10 protein-coding genes are annotated in these 12,554 nt (G+C 60.9%); 4 read left to right on the top strand and 6 right to left on the bottom strand.

Annotated features, from left to right (window positions below; all coding sequences use genetic code 11):
• Positions 1-45: 45 nt before the first annotated feature.
• The 3 genes from AB5Y72_RS14315 to AB5Y72_RS14305 form a co-directional block, all read right to left on the bottom strand.
• A complete protein-coding gene (locus AB5Y72_RS14315) occupies positions 46-2,022 on the bottom strand; it encodes a Lon protease family protein (RefSeq protein ID WP_325782685.1) in 1,977 nt (658 codons plus the stop codon).
• 234 nt (positions 2,023-2,256) lie between these two features.
• Positions 2,257-3,534 carry a site-specific integrase gene (locus AB5Y72_RS14310; protein WP_325782692.1) on the bottom strand — a complete coding sequence of 426 codons (1,278 nt, stop codon included), beginning with the start codon at positions 3,532-3,534 and terminating at the stop codon, positions 2,257-2,259.
• A 293-nt stretch (positions 3,535-3,827) separates the two neighbouring features.
• Complete coding sequence (locus tag AB5Y72_RS14305; RefSeq protein ID WP_325782693.1) at positions 3,828-4,133, bottom strand: YebG family protein; 306 nt, start codon at positions 4,131-4,133, stop codon at positions 3,828-3,830.
• 252 nt (positions 4,134-4,385) lie between these two features.
• Between AB5Y72_RS14305 and AB5Y72_RS14300 the strand changes: the two genes are divergently transcribed.
• From AB5Y72_RS14300 to rsmF, 4 genes are all read left to right on the top strand, one after another.
• The gene (locus AB5Y72_RS14300; RefSeq protein WP_209792353.1) at positions 4,386-5,030 is read left to right on the top strand and encodes a paraquat-inducible protein A; all 645 of its coding nucleotides are present in this window, start codon (positions 4,386-4,388) and stop codon (positions 5,028-5,030) included.
• Positions 5,008-5,616, top strand: coding sequence for a paraquat-inducible protein A (locus AB5Y72_RS14295; RefSeq protein WP_325782694.1), 609 nt, complete (start codon positions 5,008-5,010; stop codon positions 5,614-5,616). The genes AB5Y72_RS14300 and AB5Y72_RS14295 overlap by 23 nt, the downstream gene beginning before the upstream one ends.
• Positions 5,617-5,668: 52 nt before the next feature.
• Positions 5,669-8,221 (top strand): MlaD family protein, encoded by a 2,553-nt coding sequence (locus AB5Y72_RS14290; RefSeq protein ID WP_325782695.1) that lies wholly within the window; start codon positions 5,669-5,671, stop codon positions 8,219-8,221.
• Positions 8,222-8,363: 142 nt separating this feature from the next.
• Positions 8,364-9,794, top strand: coding sequence for a 16S rRNA (cytosine(1407)-C(5))-methyltransferase RsmF (gene rsmF / locus AB5Y72_RS14285; protein WP_325782711.1), 1,431 nt, complete (start codon positions 8,364-8,366; stop codon positions 9,792-9,794).
• A 211-nt stretch (positions 9,795-10,005) separates the two neighbouring features.
• On the opposite strand, the gene AB5Y72_RS14280 is transcribed toward rsmF, so the two are convergent.
• From AB5Y72_RS14280 to AB5Y72_RS14270, 3 genes are all read right to left on the bottom strand, one after another.
• Positions 10,006-10,263, bottom strand: coding sequence for a RepB family protein (locus AB5Y72_RS14280; protein WP_325782696.1), 258 nt, complete (start codon positions 10,261-10,263; stop codon positions 10,006-10,008).
• Positions 10,264-10,434: 171 nt separating this feature from the next.
• Positions 10,435-11,439, bottom strand: coding sequence for a site-specific integrase (locus AB5Y72_RS14275; protein WP_368199120.1), 1,005 nt, complete (start codon positions 11,437-11,439; stop codon positions 10,435-10,437).
• A 324-nt stretch (positions 11,440-11,763) separates the two neighbouring features.
• The gene (locus AB5Y72_RS14270; RefSeq protein ID WP_042076296.1) at positions 11,764-12,543 is read right to left on the bottom strand and encodes a TatD family hydrolase; all 780 of its coding nucleotides are present in this window, start codon (positions 12,541-12,543) and stop codon (positions 11,764-11,766) included.
• Between the last annotated feature and the right edge of the window lie 11 nt (positions 12,544-12,554).

The raw sequence follows: 12,554 nt of genomic DNA, 5'->3' as shown, positions 1-12,554 counted from the left end.
CAATTTAGCGTACAGTTGTTCGCCAAACAACTCCGATCACTTCATTCAATGGCCGAATAGCCGGTCGAGCAGGCGCCGCAGCAGGCCGCTCTTGGCGGTCGTGCCATTGAGCTCATCCAGCCGCTCCTGGATGCGGCCAAACAGGGTATCCGGCATGTCGGGTTCACCCGCGACGCAACCGGTCAGCAGTTCGATGGCCTCTTCCACGTGATCCACCGGATGGATATGGAACTGGCCAGCCTCGACGGCGGCGATCACCTCGTCGGAGAGATTGAGCTGCTGAGCGTTGGTGCCGGGCAGCAAGATACCTTGCTTGCCGGTGAGACCGTGGATCTTGCACACCCGGAAGAAGCCTTCGATCTTCTCGTTCACGCCGCCCACCGCCTGCACGTTGCCAAACTGATCGACCGCACCGGTGACGGCAAAGTGCTGATAGATGGGCTGGCGGGCGAGGGCGGAGAGCAGGGCACACAGACCAGTCAGGGAGGCGCTGTCGCCATCGATCTCGTGGTAGGACTGCTCGAACACCAGGTTGGCCGAGAGGGGGGAGGGGTTCTCGGCACCGAACTTGTTGGAGAGGTAGCCGTGGATGATCATCATCGCCTTGGCGTGGATGTGGCCGGCGAGTTCCGCCTTGCGCTCGATGTCCGCCACGTCCCCGTCCCCCAGGTGAACGGTGGCGGTCAGGCGCACCGGCTCGCCGAAGTCGTAGGGGTGACCCGCGACCTGGATGACGGAGAGGCCGTTGATCTGGCCGACCTCCTCACCGTCGGTCTGCAGCAGGATCTGGCCGTCGATGACCCCCTGATCCGATTGCTCCACCAGGTAGTTGAGACGGTAATCCTGCTCCTCCAGGGCGAGCATGATGTGCTCATCGGTCACGCTGCCTGCTTCCAGCTCGCGGGCCAGGCTGTCGGCCATGCGCATGATGGCGCCGAGCTGCACCTCTTCGATGGAGAGCCACTCCTGATGATCGCACAGGCGGCTGGCGTGGCGACAGAGGGCGAGAAGGGCGCTTGGGGTGAAATCCAGCAGCGCCCAGCGCTCGCGCAGCCAGGCCAGATATTGCAGAAATTCGGGCAAGTCCTCTTCGATATTGACCTCGGAAACCAGGTCGGCGCGCAGGAAGATGCGTTCCGCCATGTCTCGGTCCAGCATCTGGAATTCGGCCACCTCCAGTCGATCGCCCACCAGGATCAGCTTGAACCGGATCGGTGTCGCCTCCGGGGTGAAGAACGGCGTCAGCGTCTTGCCTTCCTGATAGGCATTCCAGTCCAGCTCGCCTTTTTGCATGGCGTTCTTGAGCTTGAACCAGAGGTGGGGTTGATCCAGCAACTCGTCGAGTTGCAGGATGAGGTAGCCGCCGTTGGCTTCACGCAGCAACCCCGGCTCCAGCAAATGCTGGTTGGCATAGACCGAGCCTTGTTCTGTCTGGTAGTTGATGGAGCCGAACAGGGTGTCCCAGTTCAAGTCGCGACCATAGATGACGGGGGCCTGCTGATCTTCATGATGAATGAGCAGGTTGATGAGCACGGGGTGCTGGAACTCGAGCCCCTGGGCCACATGAGCGGCGAGATCGGAGAGAAAGTCCACGATCTTGGGGTCGTTGTTCTGTTTGCGGATAATCCGGGTGACGAGGCGCTCTGCATCCAGGTGATGGCTCATCAGCTTGAGCAATTCACCGACCATTTCGCAGAATTCGAAACCGGAGCCCGGTTGCAGCCTGAGCCAGATGGGCTTGAACGGGTTGTTCAGGTTCTCGGTGTAACAGAGATCGAACAGATCGCCATCCTTGCCATTGGAGGTGGCGATCAGGGTCTGGCAGACATTCTCATAATCCGCACCGGGGAAGCCGTTGAGGATCATGACCGGGCAGTCACCGTCAAAACTGGCCAACCGCTTGATGCCCGAAATGGCTCTGGGCTGCAGGGCGGCAAAAGGGATGGGGTCGAGCTCGCTGAGCGCGGGAAACTGCTCAATCGTGAAAGCGGGTTTTAGTTGTTCTGATGTTAATTCAGCCACTTAAGACATCCGGTCGGGAATAGGATCAATTGTCAGCATTATACACAGTTCAATTGAGGGGAACAGGAAACAAGCATATGTTATTTAACATAATATACATTATACGCGGTTAATGGATTTCAGGGAAACCAACGGGCGATGGTTCGCCACCTCAGTATGACTTTTGTCGTGTCTTGATCTTGATGAACAGGTATTCGTGACTTGTCATCTGTTATCTCTCACCGCTCACGACCTCTACTCGATCAGCCTGTCCAGCGGTTTGCGACTGGCGCTCTCGTGGCGTTCACTGTTGCCGGTGTGCAGATATTTGGAGGTGGTGTCTATGCTGTCGTGTCCGGCGTCGGCTTGCACGTGGGACAGAGGCCGGCCATGCAGATTGATGTCGTGGGTGATGCCGGTGTGACGGATGGAGTGCGGTGTCAGGTTGCGCATCTCGGCGGCATCCTGGGCAAAGCCATCCTGCTTGGCCAGGCGGGCCGCTTGCTCGAAGACCGCCATCACCAAGTCGCGCAGTTGGCGGATCCCGAGATTGGCATTGAGCTCGCCTTGCTCCCGGCCATGGGCGGCCGCCTTGTGGCGCACGAACAGCGGCGTCTGTTCGCCCGGGGTTGGCAGCGGCGAGAGCCCAAGAAAGGTGCGATAGCGTGCCAGCGCCTCCAGCAAGGCCTGGGAGACGGCCACGGTGCGGCGTTTGCCGCCTTTGCTGCGGGGTATGTCATAGCCCCAGACCCCGGTCTTGCTGTCGCGGCGAAACTGGCTCATGACGGGACTGAAGCCGGGTCTGGCCGCCACCTCGGAGATCCGCAGATAACAGGCGTACATCAGGCAGATGAGAAACCGACTGCGCTCATGCTGAGCCGGACATTCGGTTGCCAGCCGTTCGGCGGCCTGCATCACATAGGACCACTGCAGTTCGGTGAAGGATTGGGCCTCTTCGCCCGTATCCTGGCTGTCCGGTCGCTTCACCCGTTGCAGCAGGAGTGCCGGATTGCGGTCCATGTACTCCTCCTGAATGAGAAACTGGAAGAAGGCGGACAGGATGGCGAGCTTGGTTTTCATCGCCTGTTCGCTCAGACGATACGGCAGTTCCCGGCCGAGCTCACGTTTGCCCAGAAACGGACGCCACTGGGGATTGGGCAGCCTCTCCCCCCACTCCTTGTCGAATACGAACTGGGCGACGTTGCGATAGGCAATAAGCTCGGACGGCGGTGCCTGACAATAGTCGAGATAGCGCATCATGATGCGCCTGGTGAGGTCTTTCGGGCTGATGGCCACCTCGCAGAAGCACCAGTGCAGGAAGGTGGTCAGCTCGCTGCGGTAGGTCTTGTAATTGTTTTCGCTATGGCGCTGCTCCAGCAGCCAGTCGACGGCCAGCTCGTAGACGAGGCCCGCATCGGGCACAGTGCCAAGGCTCAGGGTGGCCAGGTACTGGTTGACCTGAGGGTTGCCGGCCTCCAGATGATTGACGCCATCGAACAGCGGCATGGCGGGTGGCAGTGAGGGATCTGTCATGGTGGTACTTGTGGTGTCGTTTGAATGAGTATGGGTGGGCGCCACTGAACCCTGATGCCGATAAATGGGGTTATCGGCATCAGGGCCTGAGGGCCTGCCGGTTGTCTTGAGGTCGATGACCTGGAGATCCCGGTGTGGCCCCCATCATGACGAATACCAGGATTATTCAATGAATATGCAGCTTGGTTGGAAAATTCTCGGGGTAAATACCATTTAAAATGACTTGAATTGCTTTTTAAGTGCATATCCAGAGGGCCGCCGTTTTCTCGCAGCCCCCTGCCCGTTCGTTCGTGTCAGGCCACGCTCTTGAGGGCCTTGCCCTTCGGCGGCTCGGCATCCGCCTTCTCTTCCCTGGGGACACTTCCCTGCCCTTTGCCCCCGCGCAGCACGTTCTGCAGCTGATCCCGCTGCTCGGCCAGGTAAAAGGCCAGGCTCTCCTGCTGCTCTGGTGCCAGCGTGATGGGGGCACCTGCCAGCAGCGTCATCAGTTCGTCGGCGGTATCCAGCAGCTTGTCATAGGCATCGGCCTCTTTCTTGCTGGCAAAGGTCATCTTCTCCACTCCCCCACGGACCACAACATACTTGATTTCAACGGCCATAGCGGCGTCCTCCTCTGATAGTGCACATGAGTATATGTATGGATATACAGTATTGCAAATCAGGATACGGAGGACGCGCAACCCAGCCCAGTGACGCTGAGCGAGTTGCGTTGACACCCCCCCTCGCCTGTCGCCCGTTCTTCAGCCTTTTGCGCAGGCTGAAGGCCTTTCTTGCGACAAGTCGGTGGTACGGCAAGACAGCGAAGGTGTTTTAGGGTAAATTTTATCAATTCCTTCAACAGGTTGAATCGTATGTCGGATCCGCACTCCGTGATCGTCTGTCCGGCCTGTGACTTGCTGATCGAACGCAAGTTGCTGCCGCTGCGCCGTCACGCCCATTGTCCCCGCTGTCACCAGCACCTCTACGGGCGCTATGCCTTTCGCCCTTCCCAGTTGATGGCGCTCACCATCACGGGTTTCCTGTTGTTGCCCTCCGCCTTTTTTGAGCCCCTGATCTATCTGCGTCTGGCCGGGGTCAACTCCGATGCCAACCTGGTCAAGGGCATACTCATGCTGTTTGCAGAGAGCGAAGTCTGGGTGGCGAGTCTGGTGCTCTGGTGCGCCGTGCTGGCGCCGACGGGGCTGTTGCTCGGAATTTTTGCACTCGCCTCCGGGCTGGCCAAGCGCTGGCACCTGCTGGCGCCAACGCTGAAGTCGGTCGAGGTATTCCGGCACTGGGCCATGCTGGAGGTCTACATCGTCAGCCTGCTGGTCGCCCTGTTCAAACTGATCGACATCGCCGACGTGCGTCTGGGAGGCGGTTTGCTGAGCCTCGGCTGCCTGATGCTGCTCAACATGACGCTCTTGATCCTGTTCGATCCCGCCCCCTACTGGGAGCGGATACCGCTGCAACCAGCCTCTCTGGAGCCGGAACATGCACCCGACCAGCGCCCGTGAACTGGGGCTTTGCCGCTGCCATACCTGCGGCTTGCTGGTGCGTTACCAGAGCGCCATGAGCTGCCCGCGCTGCCACACCTCCTTGCAGATGCGCATCCCCCATTCGCTTGCCTGGTCGTGGGGCCTGCTGGCGCTGGCCACCTTCATGCTGCTGCCGGCCAACCTGCTGCCCATCACCCACTTCTACAACAAGGGATTATTGCAGTCCGATACCATTTTCAGCGGTATCATGGCGCTCTATCGCAGCAAGATGTCCGGCATCGCCACCATAGTGCTGACCGCGAGCATCATAGTCCCCATTGGCAAGATCCTGGGCCTTGGCTGGATCTGCTGGCAGTTGCAGCGCAGCAAGCCGGTGCGGCGCAAGCGCCAGCTCATCATGTACCGCATCATCGATTTCATCGGGCGCTGGTCCATGCTGGATCTGTTCGTCATCTCCCTGATGGTGGCCCTAGTGGATCGCGGCGTGCTGCTCAACGTGCGTGCAGGCCCTGGGGCGACGGCCTTCGCCGGCGTGGTGGTGCTCACCATGATGTCGGCCCGGATGCTCGATACCCGCATGTTGTGGGACAAGGCGGCCCGTTAATCTCTTTTGTCTCGGATGTGCCGTGCCATCACGGCCAATGTAAGGAGTCGGTATGATCGGGGCTGAACCCGTCATTAAGAAACATCGCTGGTTATCCCCGGTCTGGCTGTTGCCCTTCATCGCCCTCTTGCTGGCGGGAGGCTTCATCTATCAGCAGTGGGCGAGCAGTGGCCAGCTGATCCGCATCAACTTTGCCCAGGGCAACGGCATCTTGCCGGGCAAGACCCAGCTGCGCTATCAGGGGGTGGCCATCGGCGTGGTCCAGGAGCTGGAGCTGGCGCAGGATGGTCGAAAGATAGCCGTTCTGGCCAAGGTCGACAGCCGCGCCCGCCCACTCATTCGCAAGGGGTCCGACTTCTGGCTGGTGAGCCCCAAGGCGTCGCTCACCGAGATTTCCGGCCTGGATACCCTGGTGTCCGGCAACTACATCAACCTGCAGCCCGGGCGGGAGAACAACCCGCTGGAAGATGAATTCGACGCCCTGGACGGTCCTCCCCCCGGCTATCAGGCCCAGGGGCGCACCCTGCACCTGACGGCCGACTCGCTGGGGTCGGTCGGCATCGGAGCCAAGATCTACTTCCGGGGCCTGGAGGTGGGCAGCGTCATCAACACCCGCCTCGGGGAAGAGAACCAGCACGTGATCCTGGATCTGGTGATAGAGCCGCGCTTCGAGCATCTCGTCAAGGTGGACAGCCGCTTCTGGAACATCAGCGGCATCAAGGGTTCCTTCAGTCTGGCGGGCGTCAGCGTGGAGGCCGGCAGCCTCACCTCCATCCTGAGCGGCGGCATCGCCTTCGATTCTCCCAAGGCTTCTCCCGTAGCCGAGAAGGGGCTCAACTTCGTGCTCTACAAGGGACTGGCCGAGGCGGCCAGGGGCGAGCGCATCACCATCCAGGCGGGCGATCTGCCCATTAAGGAGGGCATGCCCATTCTCTATGAAGGGATAGAGATTGGTCGGGTCGACCCCATTCGACTCACCGAGCAGGGCCGGGTCGTCACGGCGCTGATCAACCCCGAGCAGGCGTTTCGGATGACCGGCAAGAGCCGCCTCGTCTGGGAGACGGTCTCCCTCTCCCCGTCCGGGCTCAAGCATGCGGATCGCCTGCTGGCCGGGCCCGCCATCCGCCTCGACTATGCGGCGGGCGAGCGGGTCAGCACCATGACGCTGGAGAGCCAGGCCCAGCGCGGCGGCATCCCGCTGACCCTGCAGGCGGATGACCTCGCGGGATTGACCGAGGGGGCGCCGCTCTGGTTCAAGGGCCTGCAGATAGGCCAGTTGGGGGCGCTGACCCTGGACGCCGGCGGCAATGCCAGCGTCGATCTGCTGGTGAACGAGCGGTATCGCCACCTGCTGCAGCGGGCTCGCTTCTATCGCGCCTCCCCCTTGCAGGTCGAGGCGGATCTGAGCGGCGTCAAGGTGGAAACCAGCCCGGCGAGTGCCTGGCTGGGGGGCGGGATCAAGCTGGTGCAGGCACCGGAGGGCGAGCGCATCGATCGCCTCTACCCCAGCCAGGAGCTGGCCCTGCTGGGCAGCCGCCACGCCAAGCCAGAACGCTGGGTGCTGCGCGCCGAGCAGGCCGATGGAATAGGCGTTGGCTCCCCCGTCCTCTACCTGGGGCTGGAGGCGGGCAAGGTCAAGGCGCTGAAGGCCGAGGGCAGCGGCGTGGCGATCACCCTGGAGATCGATGCCGTCTATGCGCCCCTGCTCAGGCAGCAGCCCCAGTTCTGGAAGAAGGCCGCCATCGACGGCAAGATCCGGCTCGACGGGGTGCAGGTCAAGATGGGGAACCTCGCTACCCTGCTGCGCGGCGCAATCGAGTTCGACAGGCTCGGCACCGGTCGCAGCAGCCATCAGCTCTTTGACAGCAAGGAACAGGCCGGTACCCAGGTGCGCACTCTCACCCTGACCGCCGATCACAACCCGGGGCTCGGGGTGGGCAGCCCCATCCGCTATCGGGGGGTGGACATCGGCAAGGTGGAGCAGGTCGAACTGGATCCCTCCCTCGAACAGGTTCGTTTCAAGGCCGAGCTGGATCAGCAATATGCCGCCCGTTTCCTGCAGTCCGGGGCGCGCTATACCCTGGTGCAGGCCAAGGTCGGGCTCGGCGGGGTCGCCCATCTCGACACCCTGATCAAGGGCGCCTTCGTGGAGGCGAGCCCCGGTCAGGGGGCGGGCAAGGAGCGCTTCCCCCTGCACCAGAGCGGCCCCGTCGGCCTGGCGCTGACCCTCAAGAGCCCCTCCGTCGATGGCATCGGCGTCGGCAGCCCCCTGCTGTTTCGCAAGATGGTGGTGGGCAGCGTCACCGGCGTGACCCTGGCCCGGGATGGCAGCGAGGTGCTGATCGACGTGAACGTCGACGGGAATTATGCCCACCTGGTGCGCGCCAACAGCCGCTTCTGGAACGTCTCCGGCGTCAAGGCCGACATCGGCCTGACCGGCGGCACCATAGAGGTGGAGACAGTGCAGAGCCTGCTGGCCGGCGGCATTGCCTTCAATACCCCGGAGCGGGAGATGGGCGCCACCGTCAAGGCCGGCCATCGTTATCCGCTTCATCCCAAGGCCGAAAAGGAGTGGCTGGCGTGGAGCCCCCGCATCCTGCCCTGAGCCATCCCGCACTCGTCAAAAACCGGCCCTGTGCCGGTTTTTTTATTGATTGGCCTCCTGCGGCCAGAGCAAAGGCGCCTGAAGAACAGGCCGGTGCTGTGGTAAGATGTCGCCCCTCATTTTGGGTCAGCGAGATTGCGCCGTGCACGACAACACCTACCTCCCCGATCACTTCCTGCGCCACATTGCGGCCTTCATGCCGCCCCACCTCTCCATGGAGGACTTCGTGGCGAGTTGTCGGCGACCGCTGCGGCGCAGCATCCGGGTCAACACCCTCAAGATCTCCGTGTCCGACTTTATCGCCCGCATGGTGCCACTGGGCTGGCAGCTGGATCCCGTGCCCTGGTGCGACACCGGCTTCTGGCTCACTCGCAGCGATGAAAGCGTCCCCCTTGGCAACACCGCTGAGCACCTGTGTGGCCTCTTCTACATCCAGGAGGCGAGCTCCATGCTGCCGGTGACGGCGCTCTTCGCCAGCGATCGGATCAAGCACGATGGCATGCTGCTGGATGCGGCGGCCGCTCCCGGCTCCAAGACCACCCAGATCGCGGCGCTGATGGAGAACCAGGGCATGCTGATCGCCAACGAGTTTTCCAGCAGCAGGCTGAAAGTGCTGAGCGCGAATCTCCAGCGTTGTGGCGTGACCAATGTCGGCATGACCCATTTCGATGCCAAGGTCTTTGGTCAGTGGCTGCCGGAAACCTTCGACGCCATTCTGCTCGACGCCCCCTGCTCCGGCGAGGGGACGGTGCGCAAGGATGAAGACGCCTTGCGCAACTGGAGCCTCGAGAGCATCGAGGAGATAGCGGCGGTGCAGCGGGGTCTGCTGGAGAGCGCCTTCCACGCCCTCAAACCCGGCGGTGTGCTGGTCTACTCCACCTGTACCCTAAGCCTGCAGGAGGATCAGGCCGTCTGTCAGTCGCTGCAGGAGAAGTTCGGCGATGCCCTGAGCGTTGACTCCCTGGCCGACCTTTTCCCCGATGCAGAGAAGGCCTGTACCCCGGAAGGATTCCTGCACGTCTGGCCCCAGATCTTCGACAGCGAGGGCTTCTTCGTCGCCAGGCTGCGCAAGCACCACTCGGTGCCCAACACCATGTTCAAGTCGGGCAAGCTCGGCAAGTTCCCCTTCTCTCCTCTGCCTGAGAAAGAGGCCGACCCCATGTTGCGGGAGATAGCGGCGAGCTTCGGCATCGCCCCCAGTGGCCGGCTGTTTGGGCGCAACGACGAGATCTGGCTTTTCCCCCGCGCCTTCGAGCAGGTACAGGGCAAGCTGCGCTTCGATCGCATCGGCATCAAGCTGGCGGAGACCTTCAAGAAAGGGTATCGACTGACCCATGAATGGGCGCTGGCCTACGGCACGCTGGCCACACGGGGATGCGTCGAGCTCGATGCCGCCAATGCGCGGGAGTTCATGATGGGCCGGGATGTCTGGCCCGAGCAGGATGCGGGGAGCGGCGAGGTGATCGTCCGCTATCAGGGGCACCCGCTCGGCATGGGTAAATGGGTGGGGAGTCGTATCAAGAATGCCCTGCCCCGCGAGCTGGTACGGGACAACAACCTGTTCAATGAGTGAGGCCGGCACCCAGGAGTGAAAATGGCGCCTGTTCGAGTCTGAAAAACCCACACTCTGGTTGAACTTTTACCCGGTTCTTGAAATGCCTCTAGCCTTGTCTAAGCTTAAGGCTATCCGCATACCAGTTAGCGCACGGCTCTGCAAGGAGCCAATTCCCCTATGCCAGGTACAAGGAATTCGTACCTGGCTTTTTTTATGCTCCGTCTCTTCCCTACTCCAGGGCCTCCACCGGCGAATGCTCGGCGCGCACCCGGGGGACCAGCTCGTTCTGGTAGAGCAGATCGATCGCCTGCTCGATGAGGGAAGCCTGGCTGTCCTCCAGATGGAGACCCAGCTCCTGCAACCGTTCGGCGTGACGATTGCTTATCCAGCATTGCAGCCGGCTATGGGTCTCCTGCTTGCGCTTCACATGCTGGCGCTGCCGTTCGGCATTGTCTTGTGCCCCGGCGCTTTTGATTTCCTGGCTCATATGTCCTTGCTGAATTGGATAAACTCGACACGTTATCTCTCACGCCTTCCTGTACGGAGAGCAGCGGGAGGCAAATCCTCCCCTGCGGATAGGTACGCGGAGAAGTGCGGCAAATATATCATCAAATCAACTAGATGCCATTTAACATAAGAAACAGAGTGACGCGGTTTATCACAGCAGGCCCGCGAGGGCGTGATCGGAGAACTTGTGTGCGTCGTCGAAGTACTCCTGCAGGGTGCGCATGTCCTTGTGGCGAGTCACCTCGATGATCTTGTTCATGGGCTTGCCCGCCGTCACCGCCGAGGTGATGAAACCTCGGCGCAGGCTGTGGCCGCTGACATGGAGGTCGTCGATGGCCTGGCCGGTGCGACGCTTGATCATCAGGTTGATCCCCTGTGGTCCCAGGGGATCGGCCGTGAGTTGTCCCCAGCGGTTCATCCGGCGAAACAGGGGGCCCGCCTCTATCCGGCTCTTCTTCAGCCAGCGCAGCAGCGCCGACACCGGGCAGTAGTGCTGGCCCGGGATGAGGGCGATCTCGGACTCATGGAGCTGATGCTTGCTCGGCTTGAGGCGAAGCCGTATCCCCTGCCCCACGAACTGCAGGTCATCCACCTCGATCCTGGCCGCCTCCGAGCGGCGCAAGGCGCCGCTGAACATCAGGAGCAACAGGGTGTAATCCCGAAGCCCCGCCAGGCTGTTGGTATCTATCTCGTCCAGCACGCAGGCGAGCGGTGTCAGGGTCAGCGCCCCCGTCTTGCGTTTGCGGTTGTCACCGAGACGCACTATGCCGCGCATCATCTCCTTGATCTCCGCATGCTCGGTCGGCATGGGATGGATGCCCTTCTGCTTGAAGGCATAGCGAATACCGGCAAGCCGTCGTACCAGAGTGGCTGGTTTGCGAGGCTCCCCGTTGCGAAGCTCCCCGTTGCGAAGCTCCCCCTTCCCCTCTTCCTTGTCCAACCATACCCAGTCCGCCAAGATGCCGTCCGCCTGATCCGCGAGAAAGTTCATGATGTCGTGGTGAGTGGTCTGCAAGGGATCCAGTCCGTGCAACTGGCACCAAAAGACAAAGATACGGGTATCCGCCTGGTAGGCATTGAGGGTGGAGCCGGCTTTGGCACTGCGTAAAAAACGTCTGGCCCGGCTATTGAGCTGTGAGTCGAATACGGCCTGCAGCGAGTGCTGTGCCGGACTTGGGAAGGTGGAGTGGGTCACTTAACTCTATGATTTAATGTGAAGTTGAGGAGGATCTTACAGGATCTTGCGGATCCATCAAGTATCGATAATGAATATTATCGATATTTTTAGAGGTATGTATTTAAGCAGCTTCCAACCTCCTCTCATTTCATCGACAAATTTGATACCGGGTATATTGTTATTCAGGTAGCTATCCCGTCGGAGAGTATTTGTGAGAGATAACGACATAGCCTATTGATATTATTGAGGGGGTTGCCGTAATGATTTGAAATAAACAGCCCCGATATTCGGGGCTGTTTATGATTATTTCTTCGCCAGCTTGAATAATTCGAAGAAATTGCGGCTGGTGGCCTCGGCCAGCTCGGCGAGCGGGATCTGGCGCAGGTCGGCGATAAACTGGGCAACGTCCCGAACGAAAGCCGGTTCATTTTCCCTCCCCCTGTGGGGAACGGGGGCAAGGTAAGGGGAATCCGTCTCGACCAGCAGGCGCTCCAGGGGCAACGCCTTGACCACCTCCTGCAAGGCTGCGGCATTCTTGAAGGTGGCTATCCCTGAAATGGAGATATAGAACCCCATTTCCATCGCGGCCTGTGCCATCTCGAGGGACTCGGTGAAGCAGTGCAACACGCCGCCCACCTGGCTGGCCCCCTCCTCCCGCATGATCTGCAGGGTATCCTCCTGGGCATCCCGGGTGTGGATGATGAGGGGCTTGTTCAGCGCCCGCGCCACCCGGATATGTTCCCGGAAGGAGGCCTGCTGCACCTCCTTGTTCTCCGGCGAATAGAAGTAGTCGAGCCCGGTTTCACCAATGGCCACCACTCTCTCATCCGCAGCCTGGGTCAGCAGCAGTTCACCATCCACGCCGGGATCCTGATTGAGGGGATGCACCCCGCAGGAGGCAAACACCTGGGGATAGGGCGCGATGGCGGCCAGCATGGTCGGAAACTGCGCCTGGGTCACGCTCACGCAGAGAAAATATCCCACATCCTGTTTTGCCGCCTTGGCCAGCACATCGGCCATGTCGGTCTGCTTGCTGCCATAGCTCAGGCGATCGAGGTGGCAATGGGAATCAACGAGTAACATAGACAACCTTG

This window comes from Aeromonas sp. R7-4 (assembly GCF_040908055.1).
In the GTDB taxonomy this organism is placed as follows: Bacteria; Pseudomonadota; Gammaproteobacteria; order Enterobacterales; family Aeromonadaceae; genus Aeromonas; species Aeromonas sanarellii.
This window is presented reverse-complemented; position numbering and strand designations above follow the sequence as displayed.

Bases quoted from the DNA above. Each gene is read 5' to 3' on its own strand.
- AB5Y72_RS14310 (WP_325782692.1), bottom strand. From the start codon at position 3,534: ATGACAGATCCCTCACTGCCACCCGCCATGCCGCTGTTCGATGGCGTC.
- AB5Y72_RS14305 (WP_325782693.1), bottom strand. From the start codon at position 4,133: ATGGCCGTTGAAATCAAGTATGTTGTGGTCCGTGGGGGAGTGGAGAAG.
- AB5Y72_RS14300 (WP_209792353.1), top strand. From the start codon at position 4,386: ATGTCGGATCCGCACTCCGTGATCGTCTGTCCGGCCTGTGACTTGCTG.
- AB5Y72_RS14295 (WP_325782694.1), top strand. From the start codon at position 5,008: ATGCACCCGACCAGCGCCCGTGAACTGGGGCTTTGCCGCTGCCATACC.
- AB5Y72_RS14290 (WP_325782695.1), top strand. From the start codon at position 5,669: ATGATCGGGGCTGAACCCGTCATTAAGAAACATCGCTGGTTATCCCCG.
- AB5Y72_RS14280 (WP_325782696.1), bottom strand. From the start codon at position 10,263: ATGAGCCAGGAAATCAAAAGCGCCGGGGCACAAGACAATGCCGAACGG.
- AB5Y72_RS14270 (WP_042076296.1), bottom strand. From the start codon at position 12,543: ATGTTACTCGTTGATTCCCATTGCCACCTCGATCGCCTGAGCTATGGC.